Genomic DNA, 19,978 nt, shown 5'->3' on the forward strand with positions numbered 1-19,978 from the left:
CCATTGTCGGAGTGGACGGAGCGGTAACGATGTCGCCAGGCGCTTAAAGCCTGGCGACCGTGCAAGTCATCAGCTTTCCAGCCAGACGTCCCGTGCCCAGTGCCAGACCGATTCCCAGCTGTCTTCACCAACCCCTTCCTCGTCGGCATCCCACAACACCACCGTGCCGTCTTCCTCGACGCAGTAGAAATTGTCGCCGTCCTGGCACAGCGGGATCAGGTCACGCGGTACTCCAGCATCCCAGGCATTGGCGGCCACGTCGGGCAGGTAGGTATGTGACTGGGGATCGGTGACGGTGACCGGTTCCAGGGAGCCGTACACCACGTCGCTGACGGTCAAGAGGAATTCTTTGAATACGAACGGAATGTTGATGAACAGTTGTTCCTCGATCTCGACCAGTTGGTCCTCGTCGGGAAGCTCCAGGGGCACCGGTACCGGTTCATTGGCTTCACGGAGTTGTTCGATCACTTCTTCCACGGTTCATTTCCTCCAACCTTGATGACATCGCTGCGCGTTATACCCTAGTAGGGCGGTCTGGCAAAAGCAAAAACCCCGGGGCTAGCCCGGGGTTTTTTGTGCAACGTGCGACGGTTAACCGTTTTGGCGGATACCGGCGACCAGCCAAGGCTGGTTCTCGCCCGGGGCACGAACCATGTGCCAGCTTTCGCTGAAAGGTTCGCCCTGGTCGAAGCGCGAGGTCTTCGACACGCCACGGAAGGTCAGGGTGGCGTCGGTGCGGTCGGCACGATCGTCGACACCGTCCAGTTGCACATCGAGGTTATCGATGTAGGTAGCCTGGAAACCATCACCCAGGTCAGCACGCTCACGCTTGAGGAACTCGAGCATCTGCGGGGTGACGAACTCGGCGATCTTGTCCATCTCGTTGGCATCCCAGTGCTGCTGCAGCGACTGGAAGTGGCTACGGGCTGCGGCCAGGAAGCTCTGCTCGTTGAACCAGGCCGGGGCGTTGATGACCGGCGCGGCTGGCGCTGCAGGTGCAGCCGAACCACCGAAGATCGACGGCTGGGCAGGCTGGCCGTGGGCTTCACGCTGGAACGGTGCGTGGCCCGGAGCGGCCATCTGCGGCTGCTGCTGGCGGCGCCGTGCGGCGATGAAGCGGAACACCAGGAACGCGATCAGGGCGACGATCAGGAAGTCCATGATCTGTAGGCCCTCGAAGCCGTCACCCATGAACATGGACGCCAGCAGGCCACCGGCGGCGAGGCCGGCCAGTGGGCCCAGCCAGCGCGAAGCACCGCTGGCGGCGGCCGGTGCACGGCCAGGAGCGGTCGGTGCAGCGGCAGGCGTGGTTGGCGTAGCCTGGCGGGTCTGGTGGATAGGCGCGGAGCCCGAGCTCTTGCCGCCGCCGAAGCGCTTGGCGTTGGCGTCCAGGCTCAGCGTCAGGCCGACGCAAAGCGCCAGTGCGATGCTAAGAAAACGTTGCATAAATGGGATTTCCCCTGTTGTGGATTGCACGCGCGTCATGTTGCACAGGTTCCTGTGCACATGACCAGCGACATAATGTTTCCAGCTTTTGCCTAAATATTTCAGCGCGCCCCACAGGCTTCAGATAGCTTCGAGCTTGGCATAGCCAAGCATCAGCCACTTGCTGCCTTCGGCAAAGTTCACCTGCACACGCGCCTGTGCGCCGGAACCCTCGAAGTTGAGGATCACGCCTTCACCGAATACCGAATGCTGTACCCGCTGGCCCAGATTGAAAGCGGTCTGCGGAATGTTGGCATTGGCGAACAGGCTGCTCGCGCTGGTGCTCTTGGCGCCGCCGAACGGGCGGCTGACGCTGTTCGAAAGACGCACTTCCTGAACCAGGCCAGGCGGAATTTCACGTACGAATCGTGACACCTTGTTGTAGGTCTCACTGCCATACAGGCGACGCGTTTCGGCATAGGTCATAAATAGCTGGCGCATGGCGCGGGTAATGCCCACGTACGCCAGGCGGCGCTCTTCTTCCAGGCGGCCTGGCTCTTCCAGGCTCATCTTGTGCGGGAACAGGCCTTCTTCCATGCCCACCAAGAAGACGTAGGGGAATTCCAGGCCCTTGGCGCTGTGCAACGTCATCAGCTGAATGCTGTCTTCGTGCTCGTCAGCCTGGGCCTCGCCGGCTTCAAGCGAAGCATGGCCGAGGAAGGCCGACAGCGGCGAAAGGTCGGCGTCATCGTCAGTGGTTTCGAAGTTGCGAGCGGCGCTGACCAGTTCCTCAAGGTTTTCTACCCGTGCCTGGCCCTTTTCACCCTTTTCTTCCTGGTGATAGATGATCAGGCCGGACTGCTCGATGACCGTCTGCGTCATGGTATGCAGGGGCATGTCCGCGACTTTGCCAGCCAGGCTCTCGATCAGCTCGATGAAAGCGCCCAATGCACTGGCGGCCCGGCCTTTGAGTGCCTTGGCTGCCAGCAACTGGCACATGGCGCCCCACATCGACAACTGACCGTGGCGCGCATGTTCGCGGATGGCCTCGACGGTTTTTTCACCGATGCCACGCGGCGGCACATTGATTACCCGTTCGAGCGCGGCGTCGTTGCCACGGCCTTCCATCAAGCGCAGGTAAGCCATGGCGTTCTTGATCTCGGCGCGCTCGAAGAAGCGCTGCCCACCATAGATGCGGTAGGGGATGCGCTCGCGCAGCAGCGCTTCTTCCAGCACGCGCGACTGGGCGTTGGAGCGATAAAGAATGGCGATGTCGCTGCGCGAATTGCCTTGCTTGATCAGGCTCTCGATGGTCTCGACCACGTAGCGCGCTTCGTCATGCTCGTTGTAAGCCGCATAAAGGGTCAGAGGCTCGCCTTCGCCCAGGTCGGTCCACAGCTCTTTGCCCAGGCGCCCGCTGTTGTTTGCGATCAGCGCGTTGGCGGCTTTGAGGATGCCGCCGGTGGAGCGGTAGTTCTGCTCCAGGCGGATCATCTCGGCATCAGGGAAGTCAGCCGTGTACTGGTGAATGTTTTCAATCTTGGCGCCGCGCCAGCCGTAAATCGACTGGTCGTCGTCGCCCACGGCCATCAGGCTGCCGCCGCCCTTGCCAGCCAGCAGGCGCAGCCAGGCGTACTGCACGGCGTTGGTGTCCTGGAACTCGTCCACCAGCAGGTGACGGAAGCGCCGCTGGTAGTGTTCGAGCAGGCCCGGGTGGTCGCGCCACAGGTCCAGGGCCCGCAGCAGGAGCTCGGAGAAGTCGATCACCCCGGCGCGTTCGCAGGCCTGCTCGTAGGCCACGTAGATGCTGCGCATGGTCCCCAGGAACAGGTCGCCACCGGGCTGGATATGCTGTGGGCGCAGGCCTTCGTCCTTCTGCCCATTGATGAACCACTGGGCCTGGCGCGCGGGCCAGCGCTGCTCATCGAGGCCAAGCTCACGGATCACCCGCTTGACCAGGCGCTGCTGATCATCACTGTCGAGGATCTGGAAGTTCTGCACCAGACGGGCTTCCTGCCAGTGAGCGCGCAACAACCGATGCGCCAGGCCGTGGAAGGTGCCCACCCACATGCCGGCCGGGTTGATGCCCAGCAATTGCTCGATGCGCTGGCGCATCTCGGCGGCGGCCTTGTTGGTGAAGGTCACCGACAGGATCGAGTGCGGCGAGGCCTGTTCGACCTGGATCAGCCAGGCGATGCGGTGCACCAGCACGCGGGTTTTACCGGAACCGGCGCCAGCAAGCACCAGCTGACGCCCGAGCGTGGCCGCGACGGCCTGGCGTTGGGCATCGTTGAGGGAGTTCAGCAGGAGGGAGAGGTCATCTGTGTGCATCCGCCCATTCTAGGGGCAGGCCGGTTACGGGGCAAACGCCTACTGTATAAATATTCACCCTGCCGCGCCGCCGCCCATCGTTGCGTGGCGTACCTCTTCAGCCATGCCAGTGCCTGCCGTGCCTGGCCAACAGGCTGTTGGCCTGGTCGGGGCCATTGCTGCCGGCCGCATAATGGCGGGGGGCCTGAAAATGCTCCTCCCAACCCTTGATGATCGGGTCGACCCAAGCCCAGGCGGCTTCCACCTCGTCACGCCGCATGAACAGCGTCGAATCACCTTCCAGCACGTCCAGCAGCAGGCGTTCATAGGCTTCCCAGCGACGCGTCTGGCCGAACACCTGCGCCAGGTTGAGGTCAAGGTCCACCGGCTCCAGGCGCATGCCTTTGCCGGGGCTTTTGGTCATCATGCGCAAGCTGATGCGCTCGTCGGGCTGTAGCCGGATCAACAGCTGGTTGACCTGGCCACCGTTGAACAGCTCATGGGGGACGGGCTTGAACTGGATGACGATCTGCGACGAGCGTCGTGCCATGCGTTTGCCGGTGCGCAGATAGAAAGGCACGCCAGCCCAGCGCCAATTGTCGATGTGGGCGTGGACGGCGACGAAGGTTTCGGTGTCGCTGTCATTGTCCACGTCCTTCTCGAAGTAGTAGGCGGGCACTTCCTGGCCGCCGATGTGCCCGGCACCGTACTGACCGCGCACGGTCTTGTCCTGAACGTCCTGGCCGGTGATTGGCTTGAGGGCGCGCAGAATCTTGACCTTCTCGTCGCGTACCGCCTCGGCCTCGAACTGCGCAGGCGGCTCCATGGCTACCAGGCACAGCAGCTGCAGCAGGTGGTTCTGCAGCATGTCGCGGGTGGCCCCGGACCGATCGTAGTAGCCGCCCCGGTTTTCTACACCGAGGGTTTCACAGACGCTGATCTGCACATGATCGACCTGCCCGTTGCGCCAAACCGGTTCAAGCAGCGCATTGGCGAAACGCAGAGCCATGAGGTTCTGCACGGTCTCCTTGCCCAGGTAGTGGTCGATGCGAAACACCTGAGATTCCTCGAACACCGCGCCGATCGCTTCGTTGATGGCGGTGGCCGACTCCAGCGAATGGCCAATCGGCTTTTCCAGCACGATACGCGCCTCATGGTCGGCCAGGCCCGCCACCCGTAGGTGGTTGGCAATCGGCACGAACAGATTGGGCGCGGTGGCCAGGTAATAGATGCGGGTCAGCCCGCCAGGCTCGCCGAGGTAGCGCGCCAGGCGCCCGAAGTCGGCACTTTGCGCGGCGTCCATGGGAAAGTAGTCCAGGCGTGCGCAAAAGCGTTGCCACACTTCTTCGTCGAAATCACTCCGGGCGATCTGCACTCGGCAATGGCGTTCGGCGAGCTTCAGGTACTCATTGCGCGACAGGTTGCGCCGGGCCAGGGCAATGATGCGCACGGCAATGTTCAGGCGTGCCTCGCGATACAGGTGATAGAGCGCCGGCAGCAGTTTGTGCAGGGCCAGATCGCCAGTGCCGCCGAACACCAGAATGTCGCAAGGAATAGTCAAACCACCACTCTCCACGTTCGTTTAACTGGGCGGGTTGGCGTCCATGTAGTATAACTACAAGAAAGCTACATCCCGGCCAGCCGATCATAACCGAGTCCAGCCCGTGAATCTGTTGCAACATATCGCCCAATCGCGCCACCTGCTGCGCAAATCGGAACTGAAAGTGGCCGACCACGTGCTGCTGGACCCGGCTGCCGTCATGCACAGCTCGATGGCGGACCTTGCACACAGCGTGGGTATCAGCGAGCCGACCATCGTGCGGTTCTGCCGGGCGATCGGCTGTTCAGGTTTTCAGGACCTCAAGCTCAAGCTGGCGCAGAGCCTGGCTGCCGGCGCCAGCTTCGGGCAGTTCGCCATCCATGAGGACGACTCGGTTGCCGATTACAGCCTGAAGATTTTCGACACTACCTTGCACACCCTGATGGAAGTGCGCGAGCACCTTGACCCGCACGCGTTGCAACAGGCGGTGAGTGCCATGGCGCAGGCGCAACGTGTGGAGTTCTATGGCTTTGGTGCATCCGGCGCGGTTGCTGCAGACGCGCAGCACAAGTTTTTCCGCCTGTTGCTCAGTGCCGCCGCGTACTCCGACCCGCACATGCAGGCCATGTCGGCGGTCACCCTCAAGCCAGGCGACGTGGCGGTATGCATTTCCCAGTCCGGGCGCTCCAAGGACCTTTTGATCACCGCCAACCTGGTGCGTGAGAGCGGCGCCAACCTGATCACCCTGTGCCCCAGCCAGACCCCACTGGCCGAGCTTTCGACCGTCAACCTGGCGATCGATGTGCACGAAGACACTGAAATCTACACCCCGCTGACCTCGCGTATCGCCCACCTGGTAGTGATCGATGTGCTGGCCATGGGCGTGGCCATGGCCCGTGGGCCGAGCCTGGTCAATCACCTCAAGAGTGTGAAGCGCAGCTTGCGCAGCCTGCGGTTGTCGCCCAAGTCGATCAAGGCGATGGATGACTGATCGGCAATTGCGGAAGAATCTGCAAATTTCATCGATTTGTCACCAATCCTCAGCAAAACGGTAAAGCGCTCGAGCCAGTCTGAAACTCCCCGCACTCGATCAGGGAGACAGGCATGGCTCGTGATTTCGATGGCTCTTACCTACCTAGCGCCAAGGCTCGCAAACAGCAGGAAAAAGATCAGCGCCGCATGGAGTACCGCCGTGCGATCGAAAGCTACTGCGACCAACGTCAACTGCTGCGCGACCTTGCAGACTACCCGGAGCTGCAAGCCCTCACGGTGTGGCAGACTTCAGCGGCAGCTTCCCCGAAAAGCGCTCAACAAGCGCGCTGATCAGCGCACGTTCGCTGCGAATGAAAGCCAGAAAGGCCAAGGCTACCGGTGACTGCCGCTTGGCCTTGGCCTGCACCACACACCAGCTGCGGTACAGCGGTAGTTCCTCCACTGGCAATTCCTTGAGCACGCCCATGGCCAGCTCCATGTTCACTGCATGGCGGGTCAGCAGGCCGATACCAAGGCCGGCGATGACGCATTCGCGCTGGGCATCGGCCGACGCTACCTCCAGCGTCTGGGTGAAGTGCACACGCTTGTCCTTGAAGTACTCCTCGCAGGCTTTGCGCGTCCCTGAGCCCTGTTCACGGACCAGCAGTGTATGAGGCTCCAGGTCCTGCAGGCGCAACTGCTCCAGTTTGCACAACGCATGGTCCGGCGGCGCCACGGCGATGATCGGGTTGTTGAGAAACGGCAGGAACTCCAGGCCCATGTCCTGCGGCACCATGGACATGATGATCAGGTCGTCGCGGTTGTCGGAAAGGCGCCGAATCGCCTGGGCGCGGTTGACCACGGTAAGGGTCAGGTTGACCTCCGGGTGACGTTGCTTGAAGGCGGCGAACAGGTGTGGGACGAAGTATTTGGCGCTGGATTCGATCGCCAGTTTCAGTTGCCCTTGCAGTGAGCCCTGCATGTCGGAAAGCTGCATGTCGAGGCTTTCCAGGCGCCCGAAGATGTCCCGGCTGGCGCGCTGCAGCGCCTCGGCGGCTTCGGTCAGGTAAAGTTTCTTGCCGACGTATTCGAACAGCGGCTGCCCTACCAGCTCTTCCAGCTGACGAATTTGTAGACTAACGGCGGGTTGCGTCAGCGCCATCTCCTCGGCGGCGCGGCTGTATGAGCGCAAATCGCACACCTCATTGAAGACCTGCAACTGACGCAAAGTCATACGCATCAAGGACTTACGCATTTTTATTCTAGGCTCCGGTAAAACCTTGTTACCTAACTATAAGCTTTTGCTAATACAGCCTCTAACAAATATTGATTTTTGTTTATCGACCTACAGCGCTAGGGTGAATGTGCGACTGGCCAGCGACGCTTGGTCACGCGCCGACCGGTAGAACCGGCTCGACTGTTCCTACGGCTTTGGGAAGACTCCAGTGATAAAAAAAATCCTGATCGCCAACCGGGGTGAAATCGCAGTCCGCATCGTGCGTGCCTGCGCCGAGATGGGCATTCGCTCTGTCGCGATCTATTCCGACGCCGACCGTCACGCCTTGCACGTCAAGCGCGCTGACGAGGCCTACAGCATTGGTGCCGAGCCGCTGGCTGGTTACCTGAACCCGCGCAAGCTGGTGAATCTTGCTGTGGAAACCGGCTGTGATGCCCTGCACCCGGGCTACGGTTTCCTGTCGGAAAACGCGGAGCTGGCAGAGATCTGCGCCGAGCGCGGTATCAAGTTCATCGGCCCGGCCGCCGACGTCATTCGCCGCATGGGCGACAAGACCGAAGCGCGCCGCACCATGATTCAGGCCGGCGTGCCCGTTACCCCAGGCACCGAAGGCAACGTTGCCGACATCCACGAAGCCCTGAGCGAAGGCGAGCGTATCGGTTACCCGGTGATGCTCAAGGCCACCTCCGGCGGTGGCGGCCGGGGCATTCGCCGGTGCAACAGCCGTGAAGAGCTGGAGCAGAACTTCCCCCGCGTCATCTCCGAAGCTACCAAGGCCTTCGGTTCAGCGGAAGTGTTCCTGGAAAAGTGTATCGTCAACCCCAAGCACATCGAGGCGCAGATCCTGGGCGACAGCTTCGGCAATGTGGTGCACCTGTTCGAGCGTGATTGCTCGATCCAGCGCCGCAACCAGAAGCTCATCGAAATTGCCCCAAGCCCCCAGCTCACCCCCGAACAGCGTGCCTACATCGGTGACCTGGCGGTCCGGGCAGCCAAGGCTGTGAACTACGAGAACGCCGGTACTGTGGAGTTTCTGCTCGCCGATGGCGAGGTGTACTTCATGGAAATGAACACCCGTGTGCAGGTCGAGCACACCATCACCGAAGAAATTACCGGTATCGATGTGGTCCGCGAGCAGATCCGCATCGCCTCGGGCCTGCCGCTGTCGGTCAAGCAGGAAGACATTCAGCACCGCGGCTACGCGTTGCAGTTCCGCATCAACGCTGAAGACCCGAAGAACAACTTCCTGCCCAGTTTCGGCAAGATCACCCGTTACTACGCCCCTGGCGGCCCGGGTGTGCGCACCGATACAGCGATCTACACCGGTTACACCATCCCACCGTTCTATGACTCCATGTGCCTGAAACTGGTGGTGTGGGCGTTGACCTGGGAAGAAGCCATGGACCGTGGCCTGCGGGCCCTGGACGACATGCGCGTGCAAGGGGTGAAGACCACCGCCGCGTACTACCAGGAAATCCTGCGCAATCCGGAATTCCGTAGCGGCCAGTTCAACACCAGCTTCGTCGAAAGCCACCCTGAACTGACCAACTACTCGATCAAGCGCAAACCCGAAGAGCTGGCCCTGGCCATCGCCGCCGCCATCGCCGCCCACGCAGGCCTATGAATGCAGCTGCAAGCTGTGAGCGACCCGCTGCAAGTTGAAGCGAATCGGCTTTTTCTTGCGGCTCGTAGCTTCAAGCTTGTCGCCATGAGGAGATAAGAATGTCCAAGAAGATCTTTGTTACCGACACAATCCTGCGTGACGCCCACCAGTCCCTGCTGGCTACCCGCATGCGGACCGAAGACATGCTGCCGATCTGCGACAAGCTCGACAAGGTCGGCTACTGGTCGCTGGAAGTGTGGGGCGGCGCCACTTTCGATGCCTGCGTGCGCTTCCTCAAGGAAGACCCGTGGGAGCGCCTGCGCAAACTGCGCAATGCGCTGCCCAATACCCGCCTGCAGATGCTTCTGCGCGGGCAGAACCTGCTGGGCTACCGCCACTACAGCGATGACGTGGTCAAGGCGTTCGTCGCCAAGGCGGCGGTCAACGGTATCGACGTGTTCCGCATCTTCGACGCAATGAACGACGTGCGTAACCTGCGCGTGGCCATCGAGGCGGTGAAGGCTGCCGGTAAGCACGCCCAAGGCACCATCGCTTACACCACCAGCCCGGTGCATACCATCGAAGCCTTCGTGAACCAGGCCAAACAGATGGAAGCCATGGGTTGCGACTCGGTGGCGATCAAGGACATGGCTGGCCTTTTGACCCCGTATGCCACCGGCGAGCTGGTCAAGGCGCTGAAGGCCGAGCAGTCGCTGCCGGTGTTCATCCACTCTCATGACACCGCCGGCCTGGCCGCCATGTGCCAGCTCAAGGCGGTGGAAAACGGTGCTGACCATATCGACACCGCCATCTCCAGCTTTGCCTGGGGGACCAGCCACCCAGGTACCGAATCGATGGTCGCCGCGCTCAAGGGCAGCGAGTTCGACACCGGTCTGGACCTGGAACTGCTGCAGGAAATCGGCCTGTACTTCTATGCCGTGCGCAAGAAGTACCACCAGTTCGAAAGCGAGTTTACTGCGGTGGACACCCGCGTGCAGGTCAACCAGGTGCCAGGCGGGATGATTTCCAACCTTGCCAACCAGCTCAAGGAGCAGGGCGCACTCAACCGCATGAACGAAGTGCTGGCCGAGATCCCGCGGGTTCGCGAAGACCTTGGCTTCCCACCTCTGGTGACCCCGACCTCGCAGATCGTCGGTACCCAGGCGTTCTTCAACGTACTGGCCGGCGAACGCTACAAGACCATCACCAACGAAGTGAAGCTGTACCTGCAAGGCGGTTACGGCAAGGCGCCGGGCGTGGTCAACGAGCAACTGCGCCGCCAGGCGATCGGCAGCGAAGACGTGATCGATGTGCGCCCGGCCGATCTTCTCAAGCCGGAAATGGCCAAACTGCGTGCCGACATCGGCGCCTTGGCGCACAGCGAGGAAGATGTGCTTACCTTCGCCATGTTCCCGGACATTGGCCGTAAGTTCCTCGAAGAGCGTGAAGCCGGCACCCTGACCCCTGAAGCGCTGCTGCCGATCCCGGAAGCCGGTGCGGTCGCCGCCCCGGGGGGTGAAGGTGTGCCGACCGAGTTCGTCATCGACGTGCACGGTGAAACCTACCGCGTCGACATCACCGGCGTTGGCGTCAAGGCCGAAGGCAAGCGCCACTTCTACCTGTCGATCGACGGCATGCCGGAAGAAGTGGTGTTCGAGCCCCTCAACGAGTTTGTCGGCGGCGGCAGCAGCAAGCGCAAGCAGGCCAGCGCGCCAGGCCACGTCAGCACTACCATGCCGGGCAACATCGTCGATGTGCTGGTCAAGGAAGGCGACACAGTCAAGGCCGGCCAGGCAGTGCTGATCACCGAAGCGATGAAGATGGAAACCGAAGTGCAGGCGGCCATCGCCGGCAAGGTCGTTGCCATCCACGTGGCCAAGGGCGATCGCGTGACGCCGGGTGAGATCCTGATCGAGATCGAGGGCTGACATAAGCCCTCATCTACAAGCGGTTAACCTCTGGGGAGCGGATGCTCCCCTTTTTTTGGGTGGTTGTCAGGCCCCTTGCGATGCGGGCGGCGCTAGCTCAAATACCCCTCGGTTGCGCTGGACCTAGCGCTGATAGCCCTTGCCAAAATGCCGCTCCAGCCTGGCCTGGGCCAGTTCGAGCAGGATCGACAGCACCCAGTAGATCACTGCAGCTGTCGTCAGCATCTCCAGGTAGCGATAGCTTGAGCGCCCATACGACTGGGCCAGGAACATCACTTCCCAGACACCCATCACCGAAATCAGGGACGAGTCCTTGAGCATCGAGATGAACTGGTTGGCGCTCGGCGGGATGATGGTGCGCATGGCCTGGGGCAGGGTGATGTGCCAGAAGATCGCCACCGGGCGCATGCCCAGGGCGAGCGCTGCCTGGCGCTGGCCCACGGCAACGCCAATGATGCCGGCTCGGAAGATTTCGCTCAGGTAAGCGCCATAGTTTAGCGACAGGGCGATGATGCCCGCTGCGATTGCACCTGGCACCAGGCCTACTTGGGGCAAGCCGAGGTAGATCAACAGGATCTGGATCAGCAGCGGCGTGCCGCGGAAGAACGAGGTGTAGAAGCTGGCCACGCCGAACAGCAGCGCACTCTTCGACAACCGTGCCAGGGCGGCGGCAAAGCCCAACAGCACCGACACCACCATAGAGCACAAGCACAGGAACAGGGTCAGCGCAGCGCCCTGCAGGAAGCCATTGGGGCCCAGCTTGAAGCCTGCCAGGTTGGGGAACTTCTCGACGATGATCGAGAATTTCAGATCAAAGCTGAGAAAGAAACCCACGAACAGCAACAGCAGTACCAGCCACGTCAGGTACAGACGGGTGCGAAAGCCGAACAGGCGTGAACCCGTCGCGGAGGCGACGGGCTTGGGTGCAGGTTGATGGGCGCTCATTTACTGATGTCGGCGCCGATCCACTTCTGCGACAGCTTGGCCAGCGTGCCATCGGCCTTCAGCTCGGCGAACACTTGCCGCAGCTTGGCGTCCCACTCTGGATCGCCTTTCTCGATGGCGACTGAGTTGGGCTCTTCGTAAAGCGGCGCGCCTGCCAGTTTGAAGCGCTTGTCCTGGGCCAGGCGTGGCTGCGCGGTCACCAAGTTGGTCAGGATCGCATCCAGGCGCACGCCTGCACCCAGGCCGAGGTCCTGGAAGGCGACGTTGTCGGTGTCATAGGGGGCAATCTGGACGAAGTCGAAGGGGTACTCGATCTTCTTGTCTTCCGCGCCTTCGATTACCAGGTTCTTGTTCAGGTAGCTCTCATAGCTGGAAGCGCTGGTCAGGCCGACCTTGAGGCCGTCGAGGTCCTTGGCCGTGTGAATCCGCTCATCCTTGGCGTTGACCACGATCACCGCAGGCGAGGCGTAGTACTCCACCGGGAAGTCGAACACCTCGGCGCGGGCCTTGCTTGGCGTCATCGAACAGATGCACAGGTCGTAGCGACCACTCCAGCGGCCCGCAGCAATGACATCCCAGGAGGGTGTTTCCAGTCGCAGCTTTACGCCGAGCTTGGCCGCGACCGCCTTGGCCACATCGACGTCAAAACCGTCGAGCTGGTTCTGGTCATTGAGGAAGGAGAACGGCGGGTAGCTCTCCATCAGTACGTTGACGACTTCCTTGCGCGACTCGACGCGGTCCAGTGTGGCACCGGCAAAGGCTGCAGAGGTGGCGCTCAGGGCCAGAAGGCCTGCGCAAATCAAGGAAGGCAAACGCATGAAGACACCTGGAAAAAGTTGTTAAAAAATCAGATTTCGATATTTAATAGTTATAAGTTTAAAGCCACCAGTGAATATTATTCATATCAATATAAGCGGAAGTTATATGGGCGATCGGACGTTGGAAATTCTTGATGGCGGTATGGGTCGGGAGCTGCAGCGCCGAGGCGCGCCGTTCCGCCAGCCGGAGTGGTCGGCACTTGCACTGAGCGAAGCGCCGGAAGCCGTAGTGGCGGTGCATGCGGCTTATATCGAAGCCGGTGCTGGGGTGATCACCAGCAACAGTTATGCAGTGGTGCCGTTCCATATTGGTGAAGACCGCTTCGCTGATGAAGGCTTCGCCTTGGCCGCCACCGCTGGTCAGTTGGCACGTACTGCGGCGGATGCCAGCCCACGGCCAGTGCGAGTCGCTGGCTCATTGCCTCCGCTGTTCGGCTCCTACCGCCCTGACCTGTTCGAGCCACAGCGCGTGTCCGAGGTATTGCTCCCACTGGTGGTGGGGCTGGCACCGTATGTCGATCTGTGGCTGGCCGAAACCCAGAGTGCGATCGCAGAAGTGCAGGCAATTGCCGGCCAGTTGCCAGCAGATGGCAAGCCGTTGTGGGTATCGTTCACCTTGCAGGATGAAGAGGTCGGCGACGTACCGCAGCTGCGTTCTGGTGAAAGTGTGACCGCAGCTGCCGAAGCAGTAGCAACGCTGGGCGTCAAAGCCATGCTGTTCAACTGCAGCCAGCCGGAAGTGATCGGTGCTGCCATCGACGCTGCGCGCGAAGTGTTTGAGCGCCTGGGTGTGGATATCGCCATCGGAGCCTACGCTAACGCCTTCCCGCCGCAACCCAAGGACGCCACCGCCAACGATGGCCTGGATGAGCTGCGCGAAGACCTCGACCCGCCGGGTTACCTGAGCTGGGCCCAGGATTGGCGCCAGCGCGGCGCCAGCTTGCTCGGCGGATGCTGTGGCATCGGGCCAGAGCACATCGCTGAGCTCAAGCGTAACCTGAGCTGAGCCTCAGCCCTGCTCCCGGCAGGCTTCCAGCGTTTTCGACTGACCCTCGTGGCGCTGGTTGTCGGCACTCAGCCAGCGCTCGAAAGCGGCCGCCACTGCAGGCCACTCTTCATCTGTAATCGAGTACCAGGCCGTGTCGCGGTTCTGGCCCTTGATCACCATGTGATTGCGGAACACACCCTCGTAGATGAAGCCAAAGCGCTCCGCTGCGCGCTTGGAGCGGGCATTGGCGTTGTTGCACTTCCATTCCAGTCGGCGATTACCCAGTTCAAAACCGAGCTTGCCCAGCAGGTATACCGCCTCGGTGCCCTTGGGGGTGCGTTGCATGGCTGCGCCGAAGGCAATATGGCCGATCTCGATGCGACCGTGGGCAGGCACCATCGACATCAGGCTCAGAATGCCTTGTACCTGGCCGCTGCTGCGGTCGATGACGCTGTAAAACAGCGGATCGCGGCTGGCGGCATTGTCTGCAAGCCATTGATCGAACGGACCGCGCTCGGCAAACGGGCCATAGGGCAGGTAGTCCCACAGTGCTGGGTCGCAGTGCGGACCTTGCAGCACCTCCCAGAGATCGTCCGCATGACCCGCCGGATCGAGCTTCTCCAGGCGGATGAAACGCCCTTCAAGTGGCTCGGCCTGGGGCAGGGCTGCAGGTTGCCAGTTATTGGGTTGAATCATGCGTTGCTCCCGTCTCACAGCGTTTGGCGAAATTGGATGAAGCCGGGTCGCTCGGCGACCTGCTCGTACAAGCCGATGGCGGTAGCGTTGGTTTCATGTGTCAGCCAGTGCACCTTGCAACAGCCGGCCGCTTTGGCACTGGCGTTGACCAGTTCGATCAGTTGCCGGCCAACGCCCAGGCCGCGCTGCTTACCGTCAACGTACAGGTCCTGCAGGTAGCAGGCGTTGGCAATGCTCCAGTTGGTTCGATGATAGATCCAGTTGACCATGCCTACCGCCTTGCCATCGATCCAGGCCAGCGCCGAGTGGGTTGGCTCCTGCGAGTCGAGGATGCGTTGCCATGTCACGGCGCTGACTTCATCGGCCAGTTCGGTTTGATAAAAGCGTAGGTAGGCCTGCCACAGGGGCAGCCACGCGGCGTGGTCGTTGGCGCTGACGGGGCGCAGGATGACGTGGGGCATGGGGCTGTTCCTTCAGGGCGTGCGCATCTGCGCCGCCAGTTGATTGTTTAGCTGATCGGTACTGCTGGCCAAGCCTTGGCGTACGCCTTCGATGTCCTGCGCCGAGCGGTTCTGGCTGAGTTTGCGTGCCCCCTGCAGACGTGCGATGGGCAGGCGGAAGCCGACGATGGCGCGGAGCATGCCTTCGATGTAATCGCTGGGTGCATCGGCGACCTTCCATGGGGCGCTGCGTCCTTGCTCGTGCAGGTCGGTCAGGCGGCTGACGATATCCAGCAGGTCGGGGCCGCCCTGCACCACTTCAGCGACGCCGTAGGCATGCACCGCCAAGTAGTTCCAGGTGGGCACAACCTTGGGGTTGTCGAGCTTGCTCGGGTAGTAGCCGGGGCTGACATAAGCGTCAGGGCCGGCGAAAACCAACAAGGCTTCTACACCTTGCTCCAAGGCCAGCCACTGATGGTTGGCACGGGCCAGATGCCCGTAAACGGTGCCCAAGTCACCTTCGCTGGTGTCGATCAACACGGGTATGTGACTGGCCAGCAGACCTTGCTCGCCGTGGGTGACAAGCAGGGCCAGGCGGGTTTCCCGCATCTGTTGATGCAGGCGCTCAAGGTTGTGTTCCTGGTGCGGTTTGCTGTTGTACATGGGCGGATCCTTGTCGATTGGCTTCATCGTAGGCAGGCTATTGGTTCAGGTTAAGAGCCATTGGTGATGATTTTGATAGGTCCAATGCGATGAGCGAGCGCCCTTTGGTATTGCCATTCGATCCCGCCGGGATCCTCCTCGATCAACGCCGAGGGTTGAGTCAGCAGCTCTATCAAGCGCTGCGCGCTCGCGTGCTGGATGGGCGCTTGAGCAGCGGCACGCGCCTGCCGTCGACACGAGACCTGGCGGGCATGCTCGCGCTCTCGCGCAACAGCGTGGTGCGTGCCTATGACCAACTGTATGCCGAAGGCTACATAGAAAGCCGGGTTGGAGATGGCACCTATGTTTGCCATCTGCCGAAACTATCCACACAACTGTCCACAGGGTTATCCCATGGCTTATCAACAGGGTTATCCACAAAATGCTCAGAAAGCACTGATGATTTATCCAGATGTGGGCGTTCCAGTGAGCGTTTGGAGCGTCTGAAAAGTAACCATCTGCCATTCCCAAAAGTTGGCCCGCCGCGGGCGTTTCGGGTAGGTGTTCCGGCCTTCGATCTGTTCCCCTTTGAGGTCTGGGCCAAGCTGCATGCGGGCTTCTGGCGAAATCCCGATCCAGCGCAGCTTGGCTATGGCGACCCGGCGGGCGAGCCGTTACTGCGTGAATTGATCGCTGCGTATCTACGTCGGTCGAGGGGGATGTCGTGCACGGCTGGACAAATTGTGATCACCAGTGGTGCGCAGGAGGCAATAAGTCTTTGTGCACAGTTGTTGTTGCAGCCCGGGGATGAGGTGGCTGTGGAAAACCCCGGGTATCGTGCAGCCGGGCATGCGTTTGCAGTAGCGGGCGGGCGGGTGAGGGGTGTGCCGGTAGATGAAGAGGGCCTCGACTGCGCCAGGCTTGCCCTCGCTGGCGACTGTCGCTTGGTTTACGTCACCCCGGCGCACCAGTACCCGACGGGGGTGACCATGAGCCTGGCCCGGCGCTTGGCGTTGCTGGCCTGGGCCGAGCGCCAGGATGGCTGGATCATCGAAGATGACTATGACGGCGAGTACCGTTACAACGGAGCACCGCTGGCGCCGTTGGCGGCTTTGGACCGGCAAGGGCGGGTGCTGTACGTCGGTACCTTTGGCAAGATCGCTTTCCCAGCGCTGCGCCTTGGCTATTTGGTATTGCCGGCGCGGTTGGTGCAGGCTTTCAGCCAGGGCAGGGCGCTGGCAGTGCGGCATTCCGAGGTGGGAACCCAGTGCGTGATGGCCGAGTTCATGGCCCAGGGGCACTTTCAGCGGCATATACGCCGCATGCGCCGTGCGGCGTTGAGCCGGCGCAATGTGCTGAAGGCAGGGTGGCCTGTGGGCGTGCCAGGGCTTGCGGGGATGCCGGATGTGGCAGCGGGGCTGCATGTGAAAGTCGATGTGGATAACTTTACACGCGAGCAGGAACTGGTGGCCAAGGCCGAGGCGGTGGGAGTGGAAGTGAATCCGCTCAGCAGTTACTGGCTTGAGGACAGCGAGGTGCCTGTGGATAAACGCGCGGGGTTGGTGCTTGGGTTTGCGGCGGTGCCAGAGGGAGAGATTGCTGAGGCGTTGATGCGCTTGCGCAAGGCTTGGAGGTAGGGGGGCCTGGTGTCGCCAAAGGCCTGCAAAGCAGGCCGACGGTTTTTGCATGCCGATGAAATCCTGGGGCCGCAAAGCGGCCCGGGGATTTCTGATCAGAACGCCGGCACTACAGCGCCTTTGTACTTCTCGGTGATGAACTGCTTCACCTCAGGCGAATGCAGCGCAGCCGCCAGTTTCTTCATGTCTTGCGAGTCCTTGTTGTCCGGGCGGGCAACTAGGATGTTCACGTACGGTGAGTCGCTGCCTTCAATGGCCAGCGCGTCTTTTTCCGGGTTCAGTTTGGCTTCCAGCGCGTAGTTGGTGTTGATCAGGGCAGCATCGACCTGGGTCAGTACACGCGGGATGGTGGCCGCTTCGAGCTCACGGAACTTCACGTTCTTCGGGTTCGCGACAACGTCCTTCACGGTCGACAGGATATTGCTGTTGTCCTTGAGCTTGATCACGCCGGCCTTGTCCAGCAGCAGCAAGGCACGGCCGCCGTTGGTGGCGTCGTTGGGGATGACCACGGTGGCACCGGAAGGCAGTTCGTCGAGCTTCTTGATCTTGGCCGAGTAGACGCCCAGCGGCTCGATGTGCACGCCGGCAACGCTGACCAGGTTGGTGCCCTTGGCCTTGTTGAACTCATCCAGGTACGGCTGGTGCTGGAAGAAGTTGGCATCAAGGCGCTTCTCTGCGACTTGTACGTTCGGCTGGATATAGTCGGTGAACTCTTTCACCTTCAGGTTTACACCCTCTTTTTCCAGCTGCGGTTTGACGAAGTTGAGAATTTCGGCGTGCGGCACCGGGGTGGCGGCGACAGTCAGGTCACCGGCGTGGGCCGAGAACGCCGCGACAGCGGCAGCGACAGCAAGCAGCTTCTTCATGAATCACTCCTTGTGAGGGCCGCGACGGCCCCCGAACGGGTCGGCCGGGCCGACCCCATTGGGGTTACTTACGGGAAAAATGCACGACCAGTTTGTCGCCCACGCTCTGCAGTACTTGAACCAGAACCAGCAGCAGTACCACGGTGACCACCATTACATCGGTCTGGAAACGCTGGTAGCCGAAGCGGATGGCCAGGTCGCCCAGGCCGCCAGCGCCGACAACGCCGGCCATGGCGGTGTACGAGACCAAGGTGATGGCGGTGACGGTAATGGCCGCGAAGATGCCCGGGCGGGCCTCCGGCAACAGCGCACTGGTGATGATCTGGCGGGTGGTGGCGCCCATCGACTGGGTGGCCTCGATGATGCCGCGGTCCACCTCACGCAGGGCAGTTTCCACCAGGCGGGCGAAGAACGGCGTGGCACCCACCACCAGCGGCGGGATGGCGCCGGCAACGCCCAGCGAGGTACCGGTGATCAGCACAGTGATCGGGATCATCACGATCAGCAGGATGATGAACGGCAACGAGCGCAGGATGTTGACCACCAGCGACAGCAGCGCATACACGCCCCGCTGTTCGAACATCTGCTTCGGCCCGCAGAGGAACAGCAGCACGCCCAGTGGCAGGCCCAGCAGCACGGTGAAGAACAGCGAGCCGAACAGCATGATCATGGTGTCGATGGTGGCCAGCCAGATTTCGGCCCAGTCGACGTTGGCGAAGAAATTCAGGGCGTCCATCAACGCAGTACCTCCATATGTACGTCAGCTGCCGTGAAGCGGTCGAACGCCGCTTCCATGTCGCCGCCGGTGACGGCCAGGGTCAGCTGCCCATAGGGCACATCCTTGATGCGGTCGATACGCCCGGCGAGGATGCTGTAGTCGACACCGGTTTCGCGGGCCACGGTGCCCAGTAGCGGCGCGTAGGTGGCGTCGCCCTGGAAGGTCAGGCGCACGATGCGGCCTGGCACGTGGGCAAAATCGTCGCGCTGCTCGCCTTCATCGACCTGCTCGTCTTCCTGGACAAAGCGCTTGGTGGTGGGGTGCTGCGGGTGCAGGAACACGTCGGCCACCGAGCCTTGCTCGACGATATGGCCGGCGTCCATCACCGCGACGCGGTCGCAGACACGGCGGATCACGTCCATCTCGTGGGTGATCAGCACGATGGTCAGCTTCAGCTCACGGTTGATCTCGGCCAGCAACTGCAGCACCGATGCGGTGGTTTGCGGGTCCAGGGCGCTGGTGGCTTCGTCGCACAGCAGGATCTTCGGGTTGGTCGACAGGGCGCGGGCGATGCCGACGCGCTGCTTCTGGCCGCCGGAGAGCTGCGCCGGGTACTTTTTTGCGTGGTCCGACAGGCCCACGCGGGCCAGCAGCCCGGTGACGCGTTTGTCGATTTCGGCCCGCGACAGCCCACCCGCCAGCGTCAGCGGCAGGGCGACATTGTCGGCGACGGTCTTGGAGGCCAGCAGGTTGAAGTGCTGGAAGATCATCCCGACTTGCTGGCGGAAGCCGCGCAGCTGGTTGGCGTTGAAGGCGGTAACGTCTTCGCCGTCGACGATGATCTTCCCGCCAGAGGGCTCTTCCAGCCGGTTGATCAGGCGCAGCATGGTGCTTTTGCCTGCGCCGGAATGGCCGATCAGGCCGAACACCTGGCCGTCTTCGATGGTCAGGCTGGTTGGGTTCAGAGCGGGGATTTCCCTACCGGCGACGCGGTAGGTCTTGTGTACATGTTGGAACTCGATCACGTAGCGAACCTTGTGGGGCGCATGGAATTTGGGTCAGCGGTTGGCTGGGGTGGCGCATTTTAGCCTTTTCCAATAGTTGTTCTTAGCATTTATTTCGTAATGGACCAATCCATCAGGCATAACGCGACAACTGGTAATCCCGATTGAACGCTCGCCAAAGCCCTCTAGTCACTACTGGAACGAGCCCG

The 19,978-nt window shown here is 61.5% G+C and carries 19 protein-coding genes; 6 read left to right on the plus strand and 13 right to left on the minus strand.

The features are described 5' to 3' along the window. Positions 1-69 precede the first annotated feature (69 nt). The 4 genes from NGJ21_RS12455 to zwf form a co-directional block, all read right to left on the minus strand. Entirely contained in the window at positions 70-477 is a 408-nt protein-coding gene (locus NGJ21_RS12455; RefSeq protein WP_046786759.1) for an SMI1/KNR4 family protein, read from the minus strand. A 114-nt stretch (positions 478-591) separates the two neighbouring features. Next, the gene (locus NGJ21_RS12460) at positions 592-1,446 is read right to left on the minus strand and encodes a Tim44 domain-containing protein (RefSeq protein ID WP_012316883.1); all 855 of its coding nucleotides are present in this window, start codon (positions 1,444-1,446) and stop codon (positions 592-594) included. A 120-nt stretch (positions 1,447-1,566) separates the two neighbouring features. Further along, a complete protein-coding gene (gene uvrD, locus NGJ21_RS12465) occupies positions 1,567-3,756 on the minus strand; it encodes a DNA helicase II (protein ID WP_115273184.1) in 2,190 nt (729 codons plus the stop codon). Between the two features lie 97 nt (positions 3,757-3,853). After that, the gene (gene zwf / locus NGJ21_RS12470; RefSeq protein WP_046786757.1) at positions 3,854-5,296 is read right to left on the minus strand and encodes a glucose-6-phosphate dehydrogenase; all 1,443 of its coding nucleotides are present in this window, start codon (positions 5,294-5,296) and stop codon (positions 3,854-3,856) included. Between the two features lie 103 nt (positions 5,297-5,399). Between zwf and hexR the strand changes: the two genes are divergently transcribed. Both hexR and NGJ21_RS12480 read left to right on the plus strand, forming a co-directional pair. Then, on the plus strand, positions 5,400-6,266 hold the full coding sequence (gene hexR, locus NGJ21_RS12475) for a transcriptional regulator HexR (protein WP_012316879.1): 867 nt from the start codon (positions 5,400-5,402) through the stop codon (positions 6,264-6,266). A gap of 113 nt (positions 6,267-6,379) precedes the next feature. Beyond that, positions 6,380-6,598, plus strand: a complete 219-nt coding sequence (locus NGJ21_RS12480) for a PA3496 family putative envelope integrity protein (RefSeq protein WP_080952139.1) — start codon at positions 6,380-6,382, stop codon at positions 6,596-6,598. Here NGJ21_RS12480 and NGJ21_RS12485 read toward each other — a convergent pair. Next, positions 6,540-7,487 carry a LysR family transcriptional regulator gene (locus NGJ21_RS12485; RefSeq protein ID WP_251962185.1) on the minus strand — a complete coding sequence of 316 codons (948 nt, stop codon included), beginning with the start codon at positions 7,485-7,487 and terminating at the stop codon, positions 6,540-6,542. The two genes, NGJ21_RS12480 and NGJ21_RS12485, sit on opposite strands and share 59 nt — an antisense overlap. Before the next feature lie 205 nt (positions 7,488-7,692). Here NGJ21_RS12485 and NGJ21_RS12490 point away from each other — a divergent pair, with 205 nt between their 5' ends. Together NGJ21_RS12490 and oadA are read left to right on the plus strand one after the other, a co-directional pair. Continuing rightward, on the plus strand, positions 7,693-9,108 hold the full coding sequence (locus tag NGJ21_RS12490) for an acetyl-CoA carboxylase biotin carboxylase subunit (protein WP_046786755.1): 1,416 nt from the start codon (positions 7,693-7,695) through the stop codon (positions 9,106-9,108). Positions 9,109-9,206: 98 nt separating this feature from the next. After that, positions 9,207-11,015 carry a sodium-extruding oxaloacetate decarboxylase subunit alpha gene (gene oadA / locus NGJ21_RS12495; RefSeq protein WP_046786754.1) on the plus strand — a complete coding sequence of 603 codons (1,809 nt, stop codon included), beginning with the start codon at positions 9,207-9,209 and terminating at the stop codon, positions 11,013-11,015. A 123-nt stretch (positions 11,016-11,138) separates the two neighbouring features. Here the strand turns inward: oadA and NGJ21_RS12500 are convergent, their stop codons facing one another. Beyond that, positions 11,139-11,960 carry an amino acid ABC transporter permease gene (locus NGJ21_RS12500; protein ID WP_237859656.1) on the minus strand — a complete coding sequence of 274 codons (822 nt, stop codon included), beginning with the start codon at positions 11,958-11,960 and terminating at the stop codon, positions 11,139-11,141. Next, a complete protein-coding gene (locus NGJ21_RS12505) occupies positions 11,957-12,778 on the minus strand; it encodes an ABC transporter substrate-binding protein (protein ID WP_251962170.1) in 822 nt (273 codons plus the stop codon). Before NGJ21_RS12505 ends, NGJ21_RS12500 begins: the two co-directional genes overlap by 4 nt. A gap of 106 nt (positions 12,779-12,884) precedes the next feature. On the opposite strand from NGJ21_RS12505, the gene NGJ21_RS12510 reads away from it, so the two are divergent. Then, the gene (locus NGJ21_RS12510) at positions 12,885-13,784 is read left to right on the plus strand and encodes a homocysteine S-methyltransferase family protein (RefSeq protein WP_046786752.1); all 900 of its coding nucleotides are present in this window, start codon (positions 12,885-12,887) and stop codon (positions 13,782-13,784) included. A 3-nt stretch (positions 13,785-13,787) separates the two neighbouring features. Here NGJ21_RS12510 and NGJ21_RS12515 read toward each other — a convergent pair whose 3' ends face one another. Genes NGJ21_RS12515 through NGJ21_RS12525 form a run of 3 tightly spaced genes read right to left on the minus strand, consistent with a single transcriptional unit; the run spans position 13,788 to position 15,565 of the window. Beyond that, entirely contained in the window at positions 13,788-14,462 is a 675-nt protein-coding gene (locus NGJ21_RS12515; protein WP_251962171.1) for a GNAT family N-acetyltransferase, read from the minus strand. 14 nt (positions 14,463-14,476) lie between these two features. After that, positions 14,477-14,923 carry a GNAT family N-acetyltransferase gene (locus tag NGJ21_RS12520; RefSeq protein WP_251962172.1) on the minus strand — a complete coding sequence of 149 codons (447 nt, stop codon included), beginning with the start codon at positions 14,921-14,923 and terminating at the stop codon, positions 14,477-14,479. A gap of 12 nt (positions 14,924-14,935) precedes the next feature. After that, complete coding sequence (locus NGJ21_RS12525; protein ID WP_115273180.1) at positions 14,936-15,565, minus strand: FMN-binding negative transcriptional regulator; 630 nt, start codon at positions 15,563-15,565, stop codon at positions 14,936-14,938. 89 nt (positions 15,566-15,654) lie between these two features. Here NGJ21_RS12525 and pdxR point away from each other — a divergent pair, with 89 nt between their 5' ends. Then, on the plus strand, positions 15,655-17,181 hold the full coding sequence (pdxR, locus tag NGJ21_RS12530) for a MocR-like pyridoxine biosynthesis transcription factor PdxR (protein ID WP_115273179.1): 1,527 nt from the start codon (positions 15,655-15,657) through the stop codon (positions 17,179-17,181). A gap of 95 nt (positions 17,182-17,276) precedes the next feature. Here pdxR and NGJ21_RS12535 read toward each other — a convergent pair whose 3' ends face one another. The 3 genes from NGJ21_RS12535 to NGJ21_RS12545 form a co-directional block, all read right to left on the minus strand. Continuing rightward, on the minus strand, positions 17,277-18,047 hold the full coding sequence (locus NGJ21_RS12535) for a MetQ/NlpA family ABC transporter substrate-binding protein (RefSeq protein ID WP_012316868.1): 771 nt from the start codon (positions 18,045-18,047) through the stop codon (positions 17,277-17,279). 64 nt (positions 18,048-18,111) lie between these two features. Further along, complete coding sequence (locus NGJ21_RS12540) at positions 18,112-18,783, minus strand: methionine ABC transporter permease (RefSeq protein WP_039603885.1); 672 nt, start codon at positions 18,781-18,783, stop codon at positions 18,112-18,114. Next, a complete protein-coding gene (locus NGJ21_RS12545; RefSeq protein WP_046786747.1) occupies positions 18,783-19,790 on the minus strand; it encodes a methionine ABC transporter ATP-binding protein in 1,008 nt (335 codons plus the stop codon). Before NGJ21_RS12545 ends, NGJ21_RS12540 begins: the two co-directional genes overlap by 1 nt. Positions 19,791-19,978: the final 188 nt, after the last annotated feature.

The organism is Pseudomonas sp. Marseille-Q5299, assembly GCF_943737035.1.
In the GTDB taxonomy this organism is placed as follows: Bacteria; Pseudomonadota; Gammaproteobacteria; order Pseudomonadales; family Pseudomonadaceae; genus Aquipseudomonas; species Aquipseudomonas putida_E.

Excerpts from the sequence above, each read along its gene's own strand:
- NGJ21_RS12460 (WP_012316883.1), bottom strand. The coding sequence starts at position 1,446 with ATGCAACGTTTTCTTAGCATCGCACTGGCGCTTTGCGTCGGCCTGACG.
- uvrD (WP_115273184.1), bottom strand. The coding sequence starts at position 3,756 with ATGCACACAGATGACCTCTCCCTCCTGCTGAACTCCCTCAACGATGCC.
- NGJ21_RS12480 (WP_080952139.1), top strand. The coding sequence starts at position 6,380 with ATGGCTCGTGATTTCGATGGCTCTTACCTACCTAGCGCCAAGGCTCGC.
- NGJ21_RS12485 (WP_251962185.1), bottom strand. The coding sequence starts at position 7,487 with ATGCGTATGACTTTGCGTCAGTTGCAGGTCTTCAATGAGGTGTGCGAT.
- oadA (WP_046786754.1), top strand. The coding sequence starts at position 9,207 with ATGTCCAAGAAGATCTTTGTTACCGACACAATCCTGCGTGACGCCCAC.
- NGJ21_RS12500 (WP_237859656.1), bottom strand. The coding sequence starts at position 11,960 with ATGAGCGCCCATCAACCTGCACCCAAGCCCGTCGCCTCCGCGACGGGT.
- NGJ21_RS12505 (WP_251962170.1), bottom strand. The coding sequence starts at position 12,778 with ATGCGTTTGCCTTCCTTGATTTGCGCAGGCCTTCTGGCCCTGAGCGCC.
- NGJ21_RS12510 (WP_046786752.1), top strand. The coding sequence starts at position 12,885 with ATGGGCGATCGGACGTTGGAAATTCTTGATGGCGGTATGGGTCGGGAG.
- NGJ21_RS12515 (WP_251962171.1), bottom strand. The coding sequence starts at position 14,462 with ATGATTCAACCCAATAACTGGCAACCTGCAGCCCTGCCCCAGGCCGAG.
- NGJ21_RS12520 (WP_251962172.1), bottom strand. The coding sequence starts at position 14,923 with ATGCCCCACGTCATCCTGCGCCCCGTCAGCGCCAACGACCACGCCGCG.
- NGJ21_RS12525 (WP_115273180.1), bottom strand. The coding sequence starts at position 15,565 with ATGTACAACAGCAAACCGCACCAGGAACACAACCTTGAGCGCCTGCAT.
- pdxR (WP_115273179.1), top strand. The coding sequence starts at position 15,655 with ATGAGCGAGCGCCCTTTGGTATTGCCATTCGATCCCGCCGGGATCCTC.
- NGJ21_RS12535 (WP_012316868.1), bottom strand. The coding sequence starts at position 18,047 with ATGAAGAAGCTGCTTGCTGTCGCTGCCGCTGTCGCGGCGTTCTCGGCC.
- NGJ21_RS12540 (WP_039603885.1), bottom strand. The coding sequence starts at position 18,783 with ATGGACGCCCTGAATTTCTTCGCCAACGTCGACTGGGCCGAAATCTGG.